The organism is Streptomyces sp. NRRL F-6492, from assembly GCF_001280125.1.
Lineage (GTDB): Bacteria > Actinomycetota > Actinomycetes > Streptomycetales > Streptomycetaceae > Streptomyces.
Genome location: NZ_LGEG01000235.1, coordinates 1 through 16,196 on the forward strand (window position 1 = coordinate 1; position 16,196 = coordinate 16,196).

Below are 16,196 nucleotides of genomic sequence, written 5' to 3' on the forward strand. Positions count from 1 at the left end.
CCCCCGCCTCCCGTACGCGGCCCTCCCCACCCCCGGAGGCCGCCGCGTTCCGCACGTGACCGTCAGGAGCCGTCCGCAGTGAGCACCGTGTCCGCCGAGGCCCTGACCCGCGCGCCGGGCGTCCGGGCGCGCGACGACGAGGCCGCCGCCGCGCCCCTCGCCCCGCGCGCCCGGCTGCTGCCGTCCCTGGCCGCCGTCTACCGCGCCCAGCTCTCCCGGGCCCGCGTCGCCCGCATCCCGCTGCTCTTCGTCGCCACCTTCCAGTCCGTCGGGATCATGGTCCTGATGCGCGGGGTCGTCGACGGCGGCTCCGAGGCGCGCGCCGTCGTGGCCGGCTCCACCGTCCTCGTCGTCGCCTTCGTCGCGCTCAACCTGCTCGCCCAGTACTTCGGGCAGCTGCGGGCCGGCGGCGGCCTCGACCACTACGCCACCCTGCCGGTGCCGCCCGCCGCCGTCGTGCTCGGCGCGGCCGGGGCGTACGCCTCCTTCACCGTCCCCGGGACCGCCGTCACCGCCGTCGCGGGCTCCCTCCTCTTCGGCCTCCCGCTCACCCACCTGTGGATCCTGGTCGCCGTCGTCCCCCTCTCCGGCGCCGCCCTCGCGGGCCTCGGCGCGGCCCTCGGGCTCCTCGCCCCCCGGCAGGAGCTGGCCACCCTCCTGGGCCAGCTCGGCATGTCGGCGGCGCTGCTCCTCGGCGTGCTCCCGGCGGAGCGGCTGCCCGGCCCCATCGGCTGGGCGCGGGACCTGCTGCCGTCGACGTACGGGGTGGAGGCCCTGGCCCGCACCTTCGAGCCGCACCCCGACTGGGCGGCCGTCGCCCTCGACCTCGCCGTCTGCGGCGCGGTCGGCGCGGTCTCGCTGGCGATCGCCACCCGGGCGTACCGAAGGGCCGCCGTCCGCTGAGGCGGGTCACAGGCACACCTGGCACGATGGCGGGGTGACCGCACCTCTGACTCCGTCCCACCAGCCGCAGCCGCACGACCCCGACCGGCCCCCGCCGCCCTTGCCGGTCCCCGGCCCGGCCGGGGACCCGATCACGGCGGCCGAGGTCATCCAGGGCGTCCTGGTGACCGCCGTCTCGGCGGTCGTGGGAGCGCTGCTCGGAGTGCTGTGGCTGAACCTGGCCCCCCGCGTCCTGCTCGTCTCGGACGGCAAGGGGGTCTACCTGCGGAACTCCGAGGGGGAGTCCGCGATCGGCGCGGACGGCACGTTCGTCCTCCTCGCCCTGGCCTTCGGCGCGGTCGCCGGCCTCGTCGTCTTCCTGCTGCGCCGTCGCGGCGGGGTCCCGCCGGTGCTCGGCCTGGCGGTCGGCGGCGTCCTGGGCTCGCTGCTCGCGTGGGGCGTCGGCACCCACTTCGGTCCGACCTCGGACGTGGTCGCCCACGCGAAGGCGGTCGGCCCCGGCGTCACCTTCGAGGCCCCGCTGGAACTGAACCTGGGGATCGCCGCGCTCCTCGCCTGGCCGCTCGCGGCGATGATCGCGCACCTGGCCCTGACGGCCGCCTTCGGCCCGCGCGACCCGGACCCCTGGGAGCACCCGAAGGAGTTCTGAGGCGCCGGCCCCCGGTCAGGCGCGGCCGACCGGGGCCACCACCGCCGAGGTGAGGGCGGCGAGATCGGCGGGGGAGAGCTCCACCTCGAGGCCCCGCCGCCCCGCCGACACGCAGATCGTCGCGTGGCCGGACGCCGAGGAGTCGAGGACCGTGCGGAGCCGCTTGCGCTGCCCCAGGGGGGAGATGCCGCCCCGCACGTAGCCCGTGGTGCGCTCCGCCGCCGCCGGGTCGGCCATCGTCGCGCGCTTGCCGCCGACCGCCGAGGCCAGCGCCTTCAGGTCCAGCTGGCCCGCCACCGGGACCACCGCGACCGTCAGCTCGCCGTCGACGTCCGCCACCAGCGTCTTGAACACCCGGTCGGGGGAGACCCCCAGGGCCTCCGCCGCCTCCTCGCCGTACGAGGGGGAGGCCGGGTCGTGCTCGTACGCGTGCACGGTGAACGGCGTGCCGGCCGCCGTCAGGGCCACCGTCGCCGGAGTGCCCCCGCCGTTCTTCTTCTGCTTCTTCGCCACGCGCTCCTCCTCGCTGCTTCTTCCCCGGCCCGGGCGTCCGGGCCGGACCGGCTCAGTTCGGGTACGTCGGGGCCTGCGTCAGGTCCACCACCGGCAGCGACGGCAGGTGCCGGATGACCGCCGTCTCCGCGCGCAGCAGGGACAGCTCCTCGCGCAGCCGCGTCGCCGTGTCCGGGGCCTGGAGCAGCCGCTGCTTCGACGGCGTGTCGAGCACCGCCGCCGCCGCGACCAGGTACGACACCACCGACGGGTCGTCCGGCAGCTCGCTCGTGGTCAGCGAGCGCTCCTTGGCCCCCGCCAGCCGCTTCTGGTAGCTCCGGAAGGCCCGCAGCACCCCCTCGGCGAGCGTGCCCGCCTCCTCGCCCGGCTCCTCCGGGAGCTCCTCGACCTCGGCCGTCAGGAACGGGCCGCTCGCGTCGACCGACAGCAGCTTCACCCGGGTCGTGCCGGTGGTCATCACCTCGAAGCTGCCGTCGGCGCGCTCCCGGATGCTCGCCGCGTCGGCGACACAGCCGACCCGGTGGAAGGACTGGATCGGGTCGGGGCCGAAACCGGCCGCCGGACCCTTCTCGGGCAGCGCCGTCGGGTCGGGCATGCCGGGCGCGGTCGGGGCGACCTCGCGGCCGTCGCGGATCGCGACGACGGCGAAGCGGCGCGGTTCCGTGTCGTCGATCGTGAGCAGCTCGCGCATCATGGCGCGATAACGCTCCTCGAAGACGTTCAGCGGCAGCACGAGACCCGGGAACAGCACCGTGTTGAGCGGGAAGAGGGGCAGGCGGGCGGTGGTCACAGCCGCCAAGCCTAATGGCCGCCGGGCCCGTCCCGTCCGGCCCGTCCACGACCGGGCGTCCACAGGGGCGTCCGGCGGGCCAGTTCGAACCGCGTCCGGTCCCGCGCGGCCAGGAAACGGCGGAGCGGATCCTCCGGTACGGCGTCCCGCGCGGACCCCCAGGGGAACGAGGTCGCGTAGGGGCCGATCCGGCCGAACTCCTCCCGCGCCTCCGCCCACCGGCCCCGCTCCATCAGCACGTGCGCGAGCAGGTTGCGGACCCCGGCGGGCCACGGGTCGCCCGCCGGGAACACCGCCGACAGGGCCAGGGCCCGGTCCGCCGCCCGGTCGAGCACGGCCGGCGGCTCGGACCCGTCCTGCCCCGGCGGCACCCGCAGCGCGTCGTGGGCGGCGCGGACCGGCAGCGCCCGCACGAGCGAGTCCGGGGCGGCGTCGTCGGCCGCCCGCTCGGCGAAGTCGAAGGCGGCGCGGCGCGAGCCGTGCCCCTGGGCGGACAGGTACTTCAGCGCCGCGACGTGACAGCCGTAGTGGTGCGGGGAGCGGCGCACGGCCTGCTCCCACAGCGACTCGAAGACGGCGGGCCCGGCCTGCGCCCCGCGCGCGTGGTCCAGGGCGAGGCGCCACGGCACCGGGTCGTGCGGCGCGTCCTCGGCGACCGCCCGGACCAGCGGGTCCAGCTCGCGCAGCCGCTCGGCCCGCGCCGGGGACTCCCAGGCCCGGCGCACGGCGAGGTGCGCCGTGACGAGGAGGGCGTCCGGGTCGCGGGGCGCGGCCGAGAGCCACCGGGAGAGCCACTCGTCCCTGCGGTACGCGAAGGTGGCGAGCCGGGTGACGTACCGGTCGCGGTCCTCCCACTCGGCGGCGTCCCGGGTGGTGGCGAGCAGCTTCGCCGCGGGCTCGGGGTCGGCGAGGGCGGCGGCGACCAGAGCGGGGGCGAGCCGCTCGTCGGGGGCGTCGAGCAGCACGTCGTCGTCCGGCACGAGCCCGGCGGCGAGCCGCGGGGCGTGCCGGGCCGAGCGGGCGGCGCCGACCAGGGCGCGGAACAAGGACATGGCGTGACGTATTGTCCCCCGGCGCCACCCGCCGCCGCAGCCGTCCCAGCAGGTCGTGACAGGTTTCTCACCCCGCCGTGACAGCTTCCACACGCCTGCCGCACACACCCGGCCCCGCCGCGGAGCCCCCTCCCGCCCCCACCCCTCCGGGGAGTCCCCTCACCCCCTGCTCAGCAGGCGGGTCGCCCCCGCCGCCACCGTCGTGGCGAGGATCCATCCCAGCAGGATCAGCACCGCCGCCGCCCACTGCCACGTGCCTTCGAGGCGCCAGTAGCCGTCCTGGCCGAGGTTGATCACCGGCAGCAGCAGGTCGAGGGCGTACAGCGGGCCGTTCCACTCGGGCGCCTCGTCCTGCTTCAGCGGCACCGGCCGGTAGTGGGAGAAGGCCACCGTGCCCGCCGCCCACAGCACCGCCATCCAGAGCGCCGCCCGGCCCGGCCGGTAGCCGTACGCCACCGTCCAGTCCTGGAGGTACCCCCAGAGCTTCCCGGCCAGCGGCAGCGTCTCCCGCCGGCGCCGCTGCTTGGCGAGCAGCACCTCGCGGGCGTCCGCGTCCTCGCCGCTGTTGCGCAGCACCGTCGCGAGTCGCTCGTACGGCTCGGGGGCGTACTCCGGGGTCGCCGCCGCCACCCACTCCAGGCGCAGGGCCAGCGGGAAGCGCTCGTACGGCACGAGGTTCTCGTAGACGAAGCCGCCCATCGCCAGGCCGCCGGGCCCCGGCCAGCTGCTCCACAGGTCGATGAGCGTGACGATCTTGGCGCCGTTGAGCACCACCCGCCCCTCCTCCGGGCGCTCGCCGTTGAACCGCAGCTCCGGGGTGACGATCCGGCGCAGCGACACCTCCTCCCGGCGCGCGCCGTCCAGGAGGAACCGGGCGTGCTTGAGGTCCACCGCGTCGCCGAACCGCCCGTCGTCGAGCCGCACCCCGCCGTGGAACTCGACCGGCTTGCGCCGGGTGCCCCGGGCGGGCGTCAGCCCGTACGGCGGGGTGGCCGTCGAGCCGCCCGCCACCCCCGCGGTCCCCGTCCCCTCGTACACCCAGGCCGCGTTCAGATAGAGCGAGCGCTCCACCGTCAGCTGCGGCGCGTTGAGCGCGCGGCGGCCCTGCGCGCCGCGCAGCACGCTGCCCCGCAGGCTGAGCGAGACCCCGACCTGGGCCCCGCGCAGGCTCAGCTCGCCGTAGGTCTCGATCAGCTCGGCCTGGAGGTCCTGCGCCACCACCATCCCGTCCGCCGCGATCGCCCGCCCCCGCCGGTCCGGCCACACCTGGATCTGGTTGATCAGCAGGTCCGTGCCGATCTGCGCGTCCGTCAGGCGGATGCCCCACCGCACCCGGCAGCGCGGCAGGTGCAGGTCCCCCTCCGTGTGCAGCCGGGCCGCCTCCAGGCGCGGCAGCGCGCACTCGACCATCCGCAGGGTGCCGAACCGGGCCTCGGGCACCGCCACCTCGCCGTCGAACCGGCAACCCTGGAGCTCCACGTACGGCCCTATCGCCCCGCCTGCCAGGTCCAGGACGCCCGTGATCCTGGCCCCGCGCAGCTTCAGCGCGGCCACCCGCCCGGTCCGGGCCTGGGGCCCCGAGAGCAGCAGCAGCGCCACCACCTCGGCGCGGACGCTCCGCTCCTCCCCCCACTCCCGCGCCCCGAACGGGTCGTCCCGCTCCGCGATCCCCTCCGTCAGATCGCACGTCCTGCCCACCCGGAACGCGTGCCACAGGGCCCGCTCCGGATCCGTGAGACCGTCCGGCATCCCGTCCTCGTGCGGCTCGGTCACTGCCGCCCCCTCGCTTTCCGCGATCCGCGTCCACGCTTCCGCTTCCCGGGACCCGTGGATTCGTACAGCCGTTCTTCCCGCTGTGTGACGGGCTGAACGCTAACGGTCAGGAGTGGCGACAAGACGCCACTGTGGTGTGTATCAGCCAGTGATACGGGCGTCCGGTGCCTGGGGGCGTCTGAGAGAATTGACCCGTGATCTCTCGAATCGATCTGCGCGGCGAGGCCCTCCCCGAGGGTTCCGCCCTGCGTGACCTGCTGCCCCGTGCCGAGTTCGACGTGGAAGCCGCCCTGGAGAAGGTGCGGCCCATCTGCGAGGACGTACGGCATCATGGCGCGGCCGCGGTGATCGACTACGGGGAGAGGTTCGACGGCGTCCGCGTCCGGAGCCTGCGCGTCCCCGCCGAGGAGCTCGCCCGCGCCCTCGACGAGCTCGACCCGGCCGTCCGCGCTGCCCTGGAGGAGTCCGTCCGGCGCGCCCGGCTCGTCCACCGCGAGCAGCGCCGCACCACCCACACCACCCAGGTCGTCCCCGGCGGGACCGTCACCGAGAAGTGGATCCCCGTCGACCGCGTCGGCCTGTACGTGCCGGGCGGCCGCTCCGTCTACCCGTCCTCCGTCGTGATGAACGTCGTCCCGGCCCAGGAGGCCGGCGTCGAGGGCGTCGCCGTCGCCTCGCCCCCGCAGAGGGAGTTCGGCGGCCTGCCGCACCCCACGATCCTCGCCGCCTGCGCCCTGCTCGGCGTGGACGAGGTCTACGCGGCGGGCGGCGCCCAGGCCGTCGCCATGTTCGCGTACGGGACCCTCGGCGGCGCCGGCATGGACGGCGAGCCCGGCTGCGCCCCCGTCGACCTGGTCACCGGCCCCGGCAACATCTACGTGGCCGCCGCCAAGCGCCTCCTCAAGGGCCGCATCGGCATCGACGCCGAGGCCGGACCCACCGAGATCGCGATCCTCGCGGACTCCACCGCCGACCCCGTGCACGTCGCCGCCGACCTCATCAGCCAGGCCGAGCACGACCCGATGGCCGCCTCCGTCCTCGTCACCGACTCCGAGGAGCTGGCGGAGGCCACCGAGGCCGAGCTGAAGACCCAGGTCGCCGCCTCCAAGCACGTCGACGACCGGATCGTCCCGGCCCTGGCCGGCCGCCAGTCCGCGATCGTCCTCGTTCGCGACCTCGCCGACGGCCTCAAGGTCGTCGACGCCTACGGCGCCGAGCACCTGGAGATCCAGACCGCCGACGCCGCCGCCGTCGCCGACCGCGTCCGCAACGCCGGCGCGATCTTCGTCGGCCCCTGGGCCCCCGTCTCGCTCGGCGACTACTGCGCCGGCTCCAACCACGTCCTGCCCACCGGCGGCTGCGCCTGCCACTCCTCGGGCCTCTCCGTGCAGTCCTTCCTGCGCGGGGTGCACATCGTGGACTACAGCCGCGACGCCCTCGCGGACGTCGCCCACCACGTGGTGACCCTCGCGGAGGCCGAGGACCTGCCGGCCCACGGCGCCGCGATCAAGGCCCGCTTCGGGTGGAAGGTGCCGGAGACCAAGTGACCGCAGACCGAGCGACCGGGACCGGCGTGACCGGAATCGACGACCTCCCCGTCCGGGACGAGCTGCGCGGCAAGTCCCCCTACGGCGCACCCCAGCTCGACGTCCCCGTCCAGCTGAACACCAACGAGAACCCCTACCCGCTGCCCGAGCCGCTCGTGGCCCGGATCGCGGAGCGGGTCGCCGAGGCCGCCCGCGGCCTCAACCGCTACCCCGACCGGGACGCGGTCGAGCTGCGCACCGGGCTCGCCCGCTACCTCACCCGCACCGGCGGGCACCCGGTCGCGGTGGAGAACGTCTGGGCGGCCAACGGCTCCAACGAGGTGCTCCAGCAGCTCCTCCAGACCTTCGGCGGCCCCGGCCGCACCGCGATCGGCTTCGAGCCCTCGTACTCGATGCACGCCCTGATCGCCCGCGGCACCGGCACCGGCTGGATCTCCGGCCCGCGCGACGAGGACTTCCGCCTGGACGTGGAGGCCGCCCGGAAGGCGATCGCCGAGCACCGCCCGGACGTCGTCTTCGTCACCTCGCCCAACAACCCCACCGGCACCGCCGTCGAGGCCGACACCGTCCTCGCCCTGTACGAGGCGGCCCAGGCGGCCGGGCCCTCGATGGTCGTCGTCGACGAGGCGTACGTGGAGTTCAGCCACCGCGCCTCGCTGCTGCCCCTCATCGAGGGCCGCCCGAACCTGGTGGTCTCGCGGACCATGTCCAAGGCCTTCGGCGCCGCCGGACTCCGCCTCGGCTACCTCGCCGCCCACCCCGCCGTGGTCGACGCCGTGCAGCTGGTCCGGCTGCCGTACCACCTCTCCGCCGTCACCCAGGCCACCGCGCTCGCCGCCCTGGAGCACACCGACACCCTCCTCGGGTACGTCGAGCAGCTCAAGGCCGAGCGCGACCGGCTCGTCGCCGAACTGCGGGCGATCGGCTACGAGGTCACCGAGTCCGACGCCAACTTCGTGCAGTTCGGGAAGTTCCCCGACACCCACGCCGCCTGGCGGGCGATCCTCGACCGGGGCGTCCTGGTCCGGGACAACGGCGTACCGGGATGGCTGCGCGTCACCGCCGGCACCCCCGAAGAGAACGACGCGTTCCTCGACGCGGTCCGTGAATTGATGAAGGAGCAGGAACGATGAGCCGCGTAGGCCGCGTTGAGCGCACCACCAAGGAGACCTCCGTCGTCGTCGAGATCGACCTCGACGGCACCGGGAAGGTCGACGTGTCGACCGGGGTCGGCTTCTACGACCACATGCTCGACCAGCTCGGCCGCCACGGGCTCTTCGACCTCACGGTCAAGACCGAGGGCGACCTGCACATCGACTCGCACCACACCATCGAGGACAGCGCCCTCGCGCTCGGCGCCGCCTTCAAGCAGGCCCTCGGCGACAAGGTCGGCATCTACCGCTTCGGCAACTGCACCGTCCCGCTGGACGAGTCGCTCGCCCAGGTCACCGTCGACCTCTCCGGCCGCCCGTACCTCGTGCACACCGAGCCCGAGAACATGGCGCCGATGATCGGCTCGTACGACACGACGATGACCCGGCACATCTTCGAGTCCTTCGTCGCCCAGGCCCAGATCGCGCTGCACATCCACGTCCCGTACGGGCGCAATGCCCACCACATCGTGGAGTGCCAGTTCAAGGCCCTCGCCCGCGCCCTGCGCTACGCCTCCGAGCGCGACCCCCGCGCCGCCGGCATCCTCCCCTCCACGAAGGGCGCGCTCTAGTCGTGAACGGCCTCTCCACCATCCTGATCGTCGTCGGGCTGTTCCTGCTCGGCGGCATCTACTCCTTCGCCAGACAGCAGATGCCCAAGGGCGTCATCGTGCTGCTCTCCCTCGGCGCCGCGATGTGCCTCGCCGCCGGCGTGCTCCGTCTGGACGTGTGGTCATGAGCGCGTCCGCGGGCCCCGCGAAGGGGAGTCCCAAGAAGGTCGTCGTCTTCGACTACGGCTTCGGCAACGTGCGCTCCGCCGAGCGCGCGCTCGCCCGGGTCGGCGCCGACGTCGAGATCACCCGCGACTACGAGCGCGCCATGAACGCCGACGGACTCCTCGTCCCCGGCGTCGGCGCCTTCTCCGCCTGCATGCGGGGGCTCAAGGAGGCCCGCGGCGACTGGATCGTCGGCCGCCGCCTCTCCGGCGGCCGGCCCGTCATGGGCATCTGCGTCGGCATGCAGATCCTCTTCGCCCAGGGCATCGAGCACGGCGTGGAGACCGAGGGCCTCGACGAGTGGCCCGGCACGGTCGAGCCGCTCGACGCCCCCGTCGTCCCCCACATGGGCTGGAACACCGTCGACGCGCCCGCCGACAGCGAGCTGTTCGCCGGGCTCGACGCCGACGCGCGGTACTACTTCGTGCACTCCTACGGGGTGCGCGAGTGGACCCTGGAGATCGGCAACCCCCACATCCGCGCTCCCAAGGTCAGCTGGGCCACCCACGGCGAGCCCTTCGTCGCGGCCGTCGAGAACGGCGCCCTGTGGGCGACCCAGTTCCACCCCGAGAAGTCCGGCGACGCCGGAGCCCAGCTCCTCACCAACTGGATCGGAACCCTGTGACCGTGTCGTCCACGAACGTGCTCGAACTCCTCCCCGCCGTCGACGTCCGCGACGGCCAGGCCGTCCGCCTCGTGCACGGCGAGTCCGGCACCGAGACCTCCTACGGCTCCCCGCTCGAAGCGGCCCTGGCCTGGCAGCGCTCCGGCGCCGAGTGGCTGCACCTGGTCGACCTCGACGCGGCCTTCGGCACCGGCGACAACCGCGAGCTGATCGCCGAGGTCGCGCGGGCGATGGACATCAAGGTCGAGCTCTCCGGCGGCATCCGCGACGACGCCTCGCTCGCCGCCGCCCTCGCCACCGGCTGCACCCGCGTCAACCTCGGCACCGCCGCCCTGGAGACCCCCGAGTGGGTCGCCAAGGTCATCGCCGAGTACGGCGACAGGATCGCCGTCGGCCTGGACGTGCGCGGCACCACCCTGCGCGGCCGCGGCTGGACCCGCGACGGCGGCGACCTGTACGAGACGCTGGCCCGCCTCGACTCCGAGGGCTGCGCCCGCTACGTCGTCACCGACATCGCCAAGGACGGCACCCTCCAGGGCCCCAACCTGGAGCTCCTGAAGAACGTCTGCGCGGCCACCGACAAGCCCGTCGTCGCCTCCGGCGGCGTCTCCTCCCTGGACGACCTGCGGGCCCTGTCCGGCCTGGTCCCGCTGGGCGTCGAGGGCGCGATCGTCGGCAAGGCGCTCTACGCCGAGGCGTTCACCCTGGAAGAGGCGCTCGCGGCGGTGGCTTCCGCATGACCGACGGCGTGAAGAAGGTCGTCACCGGCGCCCCCTGGGAGGAGCAGTTCGGCTACTCCCGCGCGGTCGAGCTGCCGAACGGCACGGTCCTGGTCTCCGGCTGCACGTCGGTGGTCGGCGGCCAGATCGCCGGCGGCGGCCCCCACGAGCAGGCGGTCAACTCCTTCAACGTCGCCTTCGAGGCGCTGAAGCAGCTGGGCCTGGGCCCGGAGCACGTCGTCCGCACCCGGATGTACCTCACGCACGCCCGGGACGTGGAGGAGGTCGGCCGCGCCCACAAGGAGCTGTTCGACGGCATCCGCCCCGCCGCCTCGATGATCATCGTCTCCGGCTTCGTCGACCCCAGCCTGGTCGTCGAGGTCGAGGTCGAGGCCTACCGGGGGAGTGCGGAATGACCCTCGCGGTACGCGTGATCCCCTGCCTGGACGTGGACAACGGCCGGGTCGTCAAGGGCGTCAACTTCCAGAACCTGCGGGACGCGGGCGACCCCGTCGAGATGGCGAAGCTGTACGACGCCGAGGGCGCCGACGAGCTGACCTTCCTCGACATCACCGCCTCCTCCGGCAACCGGGAGACCACCTACGACGTGGTGCGCCGCACCGCCGAGCAGGTCTTCATCCCGCTCACGGTCGGCGGCGGCGTCCGGTCGGCGGAGGACGTCGACAGGCTGCTGCGGGCCGGCGCCGACAAGGTCGGCGTGAACACCGCCGCCATCGCCCGCCCCGAGCTGATCCGGGAGATCGCGGAGCGCTTCGGCCGCCAGGTGCTCGTCCTGTCCGTGGACGCGCGCCGTACGGAGACGGGCTCCTTCGAGGTCACCACGCACGGCGGCCGCAAGGGCACCGGCATCGACGCCGTCGAGTGGGCGCACCGCGCCGCCGAGCTGGGCGCGGGCGAGATCCTGCTCAACTCGATGGACGCGGACGGCACGAAGGACGGCTACGACACCGAGATGATCGCGGCCGTGCGCAAGCACGTGACCGTGCCGGTGATCGCCTCCGGCGGCGCGGGGAAGCTCTCCGACTTCCCGCCGGCCGTCGCGGCGGGCGCGGACGCGGTGCTCGCGGCCTCCGTCTTCCACTTCGGCGACCTGCGGATCGGCCAGGTCAAGGAGACGCTGCGGGAAGCGGGCCACCAGGTCCGCTGAGACCCGGTTCCGCTTTCCGGAAGGGCCCCTTCGGGGGCCCTTCTTCACGCCCAGACGTGCAACATTTATTTCGCAATTTTAGTTGCGCAACTTTTCTTTCGTATCTAGGGTCGTGGACATGACCTCGCCCGAGAACCGCCGGATCACCGACCTCGGCACCCTCAAGGCCATCTCGCACCCGCTGCGGATGCGCCTCTACCGCGCCCTCTTCACGGCCCGCACCGCCACCGCCTCCCAGCTCGCCGATCAGGTCGACGAGGCCGTCTCCCTCGTCAGCTACCACCTGCGCAAGCTCGCCGACCACGGCCTCGTCGAGGAGGCCGAGGCCCGGTCCACGGACGGCCGCGAGCGCTGGTGGCAGCCCAGCTCGTACGGCTTCAGCATCCACGACGAGGACATGCGCGACGCCCCCGAACTCGTCGCCGCCAACACCGCCTTCAGCCGTGCGGTCGAGGAACAGCGCAACGGGATGCACGCCCGCTTCCTCGACGAGCGGCCCACCTGGTCCGCCGAGTGGCGCGCCGCCTCCACCGCCTCCGAGTGGCTGCCCCGCCTCACCGCCCCCGAACTCGCCGCGCTCACCGCCGAACTGGACGCCGTCGTCCAGAAGTACGACCAGCGGGCCCGCGCCGCCGAAGAGGCCGGCGACACCGAGGGACGCGAGAACACCGCCGTCCACATCCACGCCTTCCCCTACCGCGCATGAGCGCCGCCGTCCTCGCCGCCGCCCCGTCGCGGCCCGCCCACCGCGACCCCCGGGTCCTGCGCTGGCTCGGCGCCTACACCGCCTCCACCCTCGGTGACGGCGTCTACCACCTCGCCCTCTCCTGGGCCGCCGTCAGCGGCGGCACCCCGGCGCAGGCCGGACTCGTCCTGGCCGTCTCCGCCGTGCCCCGGGCCCTCCTCATGCTCGGCGGAGGAGTGATCGCCGACCGCTTCGGCCCCCGCCGGGTCGTCATCGCCTCCGACGCCGTCCGCTGCCTCGTCGTCCTCGCCCTGGCCGCGCTCGTCCTCGCCACCGCGCCCACCCTCTGGGCGCTCGCCGCCGTCGCCCTCGTCTTCGGCGTCCTCGACGCCCTCTTCCTGCCCGCCGTCGGCGCCCTGCCGCCCCGGATCGCCCCGCGCGACCAGCTCGCCCGCGTCCAGGGCATGCGCGGCCTCGGCCAGCGCGCCGGAGCCGTCCTCGGCGCCCCGCTCGGCGGCCTCGCGGTCGCCCTCGGCGGACCGGGCGCCGCGTTCGCCGCCGCCGGACTGCTCTTCGCGCTCTCCCTGCCCCTGTTGCTCGGCCTCCGCCTGAACCCGCTGCCCGCCGCCACCGGCACGCGGGCCCGGAAGGGCACCGCCCGCGGCGACCTCGCCGACGGACTGCGCTACCTGCGCGGCCACCGGGTCCTCGGACCCCTCATGATCGTCATCGCCCTCAGCGACCTCGGCTTCGTCGGCCCCCTCAACGTCGGCCTCGCGCTCCTCTCCGACCAGCGCGGCTGGGGCGCCTCCGGCATCGGCTGGATCCTCGCCGGCTTCGGCACGGGCGCGGCGGCCTCCTCGCTGCTGCTCGGCGTCAGGGGCCGCGTCCCGCGCGCCGGAGCCGTCCTCGGCTGGACCATGGCCCTCGGCGCCGTCTCGGTCGGCGCGCTCGCCCACGTCCCGACGCTGCCCGCCGCCGTGCTCCTCGCGCTCTCCGTCGGCCTGCTCGCCGGGCTCTCCGGAGCGCTGGCCGGCGCCCTCCTCCAGACCGAGTGCGACCCCGCGTACCTCGGCCGCGTCTCCGCCGTCGCGGGCCTGTGCAGCCTGGGCCTCGCCCCGCTGAGCTTCCCGCTCACGGGCGCCGCGATCGGCCTGTGGGGCACCGGCCCGGTCTTCGTCGCCAGCGCCGCCGTCTGCGCCCTGGCGGGCGTCTACGGCCTCCTGGTCCCGGCCCTGCGCCGCGCCGAGCTTCCCGGGGTCTAGAACCCCAGCTGCTTCGTCTCCCGCAGCCGCTCGATCGCCTGCGGCTCCCCGTCCAGGGCCACCTTCGCCGCGTCCTGCCGCCCGTACAGGTACATCGTCAGCTCGCCCGGCTCCCCGGAGGCCGTCACCACCGGGGTGCCCTTGTGGGCGACCACCGTCTGCCCGTCCGGACGGCGCAGCACCAGGCCCACCGGGGCCTTGCGGCCGAGCAGCCGGGCCGAGCGCTCCAGACGGGACCAGAGGGCGTCCGCGAAGACCGGGTCCAGCTCACGGGCCGACCAGTGGGGCTGGGCCCGGCGCACGTCCTCCGCGTGCACGTAGAACTCGACGACGTTCGCCCCCTCGTCCACCTGCTTGATCGTGAACGGCGAGAACCGCGGCGGGCCCGTGCGGATGAGCCGGATCAGCTCGTCGTACGGCTTGTCGGCGAACTCCGCCTGCACCCGGTCCTGCCGGTCCTTGAGCACCGGCAGGAGCGAACCGGCCGCCGCGTCCGGGCGCCGCTCCCGCACCACCACATGGGCCGCGAGGTCCCGGGTCCGCCAGCCCTCGCAGAGCGTCGGCGCGTCGGGGCCGGCCGCTTCCAACAGATCGGCCAGCAGGAGACGTTCACGTTTGGCATGGGTCGACATGTCCGCCAGCGTACGGCGGTCGCCGACGGTCCGCCCAGTGGACGCCCGCCGGACACCGCCCCCGGGCACGGCACAATGGCGCCATGAGCAGCAATCTCGACCCGGCGATCGCCGCCCGCCTCAAGCGCAGCCCGGACGGACTCGTCCCCGCCATCGCCCAGCAGTACGACACCGGCGAGGTGCTGATGCTCGGCTGGATGGACGACGAGGCCCTGCACCGCACCCTCACCACCGGCCGCTGCACCTACTGGTCCCGCAGCCGGAACGAGTACTGGGTCAAGGGCGACACCTCCGGGCACGTCCAGCACGTCAGATCCGTCGCCCTCGACTGCGACGCCGACACCCTCCTCGTCAAGGTCGACCAGGTCGGGGCCGCCTGCCACACCGGCGCCCGCACCTGCTTCGACGCCGACGTGCTCCCCGTATCCCAGTAAGGTCCGGTGCCATGGATCTCGACACCTTCCGCAAGCTGGCGGCCGACCGCCGCGTCATCCCCGTCAGCCGCAGGCTGCTCGCGGACGGCGACACCCCGGTCGGGCTCTACCGCAAGCTCGCCGCCGAACGCCCCGGCACCTTCCTCCTCGAATCCGCGGAGAACGGCCGCAGCTGGTCCCGCTACTCCTTCATCGGGGTCCGCAGCGACGCCACCCTGACGGTGCGGGACGGCGAGGCCCACTGGCTCGGCACCCCGCCCGTCGGCGTCCCCGCCGACGGCGACCCCCTCCGGGCCCTGCGCGCCACCGTCGAGACCCTCCACACCCCCCGTGACCTGGCTGCCCTGCTCGACGGGGGACTGCCGCCCTTCACCGGCGGTATGGTCGGCTACCTCGGCTACGACATCGTCCGCCGCCTGGAGAAGATCGGCGAGCACGGCCGCGACGACCTGGAGCTCCCCGAGCTCACCATGCTCCTCACCAGCGACCTCGCGGTCCTCGACCACTGGGACGGCTCGGTCCTCCTGATCGCCAACGCGATCAACCACAACGACCTGGAGACCGGCGTCGACGAGGCGTACGCGCACGCCGTCGCCCGCCTCGACGCGATGGAGGCCGACCTGGCCCGCCCGGTCGCCACCGCCCCCACCGCCCTGCCCGCCTCCGAGCTGCCGGAGTACTCGGCCCTCTGGGGCGGCCCGGCCTACCAGGACGCCGTCGAGGACGTGAAGGAGCGCATCCGGGCCGGCGAGGCCTTCCAGGTCGTGCCCTCGCAGCGGTTCGAGACCCCCTGCACCGCCTCCGCGCTCGACGTCTACCGGGTCCTGCGGGCCACCAACCCCTCCCCGTACATGTACCTCTTCCGCTTCGAGAACGGCTTCGACGTCGTCGGATCCAGCCCCGAGGCCCTCGTCAAGGTCGAGGACGGGCAGGCGCTCCTGCACCCCATCGCCGGCACCCGGCACCGCGGCGCCACCCCGCAGGAGGACCACGACCTCGCCGAGGAGCTGCTCGCCGACCCCAAGGAACGCGCCGAGCACCTCATGCTCGTCGACCTCGGCCGCAACGACCTCGGCCGGGTCTGCGCGCCCGGCTCCGTGGAGGTCGTCGACTTCATGTCGATCGAGCGCTACTCCCACGTCATGCACATCGTCTCCACCGTGACCGGCCGGGTCGCCGAGGGCCGCACCGCCTTCGACGTCCTCACCGCCTGCTTCCCCGCCGGAACGCTCTCCGGCGCCCCCAAGCCGCGCGCCATGCAGATCATCGAGGAGCTCGAACCCTCCCGGCGCGGCCTGTACGGCGGATGTGTCGGTTATCTCGATTTCGCCGGCGACGCGGACACCGCCATCGCCATCCGCACCGCCCTGCTCCGCGACGGCACCGCGTACGTGCAGGCCGGAGCGGGTGTCGTCGCCGACTCCGACCCGGTCGCCGAGGACGACGAGTGCCGCAACAAGGCCGCCGCCGTGCTCCGCGCCGTCCACACCGCCAACCGGATGAACGCCTCCTGA

Annotated in this window: 19 protein-coding genes; 14 read left to right on the forward strand and 5 right to left on the reverse strand. The window is 74.2% G+C overall.

Features of this window, described 5'->3' with window-relative positions; translation table 11 throughout:
• The first annotated feature begins 78 nt into the window (after nt 1-78).
• Nucleotides 79-903, forward strand: a complete 825-nt coding sequence (locus tag ADL08_RS24080; protein WP_063885348.1) for an ABC transporter permease — start codon at nt 79-81, stop codon at nt 901-903.
• A gap of 34 nt (nt 904-937) precedes the next feature.
• A complete protein-coding gene (locus ADL08_RS24085; protein WP_053646348.1) occupies nt 938-1,552 on the forward strand; it encodes a hypothetical protein in 615 nt (204 codons plus the stop codon).
• Between the two features lie 15 nt (nt 1,553-1,567).
• On the opposite strand, the gene ybaK is transcribed toward ADL08_RS24085, so the two are convergent.
• From ybaK to ADL08_RS24105, 4 genes are all read right to left on the reverse strand, one after another.
• Complete coding sequence (gene ybaK, locus ADL08_RS24090) at nt 1,568-2,065, reverse strand: Cys-tRNA(Pro) deacylase (RefSeq protein ID WP_053646351.1); 498 nt, start codon at nt 2,063-2,065, stop codon at nt 1,568-1,570.
• Nucleotides 2,066-2,117: 52 nt separating this feature from the next.
• Entirely contained in the window at nt 2,118-2,855 is a 738-nt protein-coding gene (locus tag ADL08_RS24095) for an LON peptidase substrate-binding domain-containing protein (protein ID WP_053646353.1), read from the reverse strand.
• 11 nt (nt 2,856-2,866) lie between these two features.
• A complete protein-coding gene (locus tag ADL08_RS24100; RefSeq protein WP_053646355.1) occupies nt 2,867-3,907 on the reverse strand; it encodes a hypothetical protein in 1,041 nt (346 codons plus the stop codon).
• 159 nt (nt 3,908-4,066) lie between these two features.
• A complete protein-coding gene (locus ADL08_RS24105) occupies nt 4,067-5,680 on the reverse strand; it encodes a hypothetical protein (protein WP_053646358.1) in 1,614 nt (537 codons plus the stop codon).
• Between the two features lie 194 nt (nt 5,681-5,874).
• Here ADL08_RS24105 and hisD point away from each other — a divergent pair, with 194 nt between their 5' ends.
• The 10 genes from hisD to ADL08_RS24155 all read left to right on the forward strand — a co-directional run bounded on the left by hisD (nt 5,875) and on the right by ADL08_RS24155 (nt 13,616).
• Nucleotides 5,875-7,227, forward strand: a complete 1,353-nt coding sequence (gene hisD / locus ADL08_RS24110; protein ID WP_053646360.1) for a histidinol dehydrogenase — start codon at nt 5,875-5,877, stop codon at nt 7,225-7,227.
• A gap of 26 nt (nt 7,228-7,253) precedes the next feature.
• The gene (locus tag ADL08_RS24115; RefSeq protein WP_107092105.1) at nt 7,254-8,360 is read left to right on the forward strand and encodes a histidinol-phosphate transaminase; all 1,107 of its coding nucleotides are present in this window, start codon (nt 7,254-7,256) and stop codon (nt 8,358-8,360) included.
• Nucleotides 8,357-8,950: an imidazoleglycerol-phosphate dehydratase HisB gene (gene hisB, locus ADL08_RS24120; RefSeq protein WP_053646363.1), complete on the forward strand. Its 594-nt coding sequence runs from the start codon at nt 8,357-8,359 to the stop codon at nt 8,948-8,950. Before ADL08_RS24115 ends, hisB begins: the two co-directional genes overlap by 4 nt.
• A 2-nt stretch (nt 8,951-8,952) precedes the next feature.
• Nucleotides 8,953-9,117, forward strand: coding sequence for a hypothetical protein (locus tag ADL08_RS37680; protein WP_053646365.1), 165 nt, complete (start codon nt 8,953-8,955; stop codon nt 9,115-9,117).
• Nucleotides 9,114-9,779 carry an imidazole glycerol phosphate synthase subunit HisH gene (gene hisH, locus ADL08_RS24130; protein ID WP_053646367.1) on the forward strand — a complete coding sequence of 222 codons (666 nt, stop codon included), beginning with the start codon at nt 9,114-9,116 and terminating at the stop codon, nt 9,777-9,779. Before ADL08_RS37680 ends, hisH begins: the two co-directional genes overlap by 4 nt.
• Before the next feature lie 2 nt (nt 9,780-9,781).
• Entirely contained in the window at nt 9,782-10,519 is a 738-nt protein-coding gene (priA, locus tag ADL08_RS24135; RefSeq protein ID WP_199837075.1) for a bifunctional 1-(5-phosphoribosyl)-5-((5-phosphoribosylamino)methylideneamino)imidazole-4-carboxamide isomerase/phosphoribosylanthranilate isomerase PriA, read from the forward strand.
• Nucleotides 10,516-10,914 carry a RidA family protein gene (locus ADL08_RS24140; protein WP_053646370.1) on the forward strand — a complete coding sequence of 133 codons (399 nt, stop codon included), beginning with the start codon at nt 10,516-10,518 and terminating at the stop codon, nt 10,912-10,914. Before priA ends, ADL08_RS24140 begins: the two co-directional genes overlap by 4 nt.
• Nucleotides 10,911-11,666, forward strand: a complete 756-nt coding sequence (gene hisF / locus ADL08_RS24145; protein ID WP_053646371.1) for an imidazole glycerol phosphate synthase subunit HisF — start codon at nt 10,911-10,913, stop codon at nt 11,664-11,666. Before ADL08_RS24140 ends, hisF begins: the two co-directional genes overlap by 4 nt.
• A gap of 118 nt (nt 11,667-11,784) precedes the next feature.
• The gene (locus tag ADL08_RS24150; protein WP_053646373.1) at nt 11,785-12,372 is read left to right on the forward strand and encodes an ArsR/SmtB family transcription factor; all 588 of its coding nucleotides are present in this window, start codon (nt 11,785-11,787) and stop codon (nt 12,370-12,372) included.
• Entirely contained in the window at nt 12,369-13,616 is a 1,248-nt protein-coding gene (locus ADL08_RS24155) for an MFS transporter (RefSeq protein WP_053646375.1), read from the forward strand. The genes ADL08_RS24150 and ADL08_RS24155 overlap by 4 nt, the downstream gene beginning before the upstream one ends.
• On the opposite strand, the gene ADL08_RS24160 is transcribed toward ADL08_RS24155, so the two are convergent.
• Nucleotides 13,613-14,248 carry a TIGR03085 family metal-binding protein gene (locus ADL08_RS24160; protein WP_053646377.1) on the reverse strand — a complete coding sequence of 212 codons (636 nt, stop codon included), beginning with the start codon at nt 14,246-14,248 and terminating at the stop codon, nt 13,613-13,615. The genes ADL08_RS24155 and ADL08_RS24160 overlap by 4 nt on opposite strands.
• A gap of 83 nt (nt 14,249-14,331) precedes the next feature.
• Here ADL08_RS24160 and hisI point away from each other — a divergent pair, with 83 nt between their 5' ends.
• Entirely contained in the window at nt 14,332-14,682 is a 351-nt protein-coding gene (hisI, locus tag ADL08_RS24165; RefSeq protein ID WP_053646379.1) for a phosphoribosyl-AMP cyclohydrolase, read from the forward strand.
• An 11-nt stretch (nt 14,683-14,693) separates the two neighbouring features.
• Nucleotides 14,694-16,196 carry an anthranilate synthase component I gene (locus ADL08_RS24170; RefSeq protein WP_053646381.1) on the forward strand — a complete coding sequence of 501 codons (1,503 nt, stop codon included), beginning with the start codon at nt 14,694-14,696 and terminating at the stop codon, nt 16,194-16,196.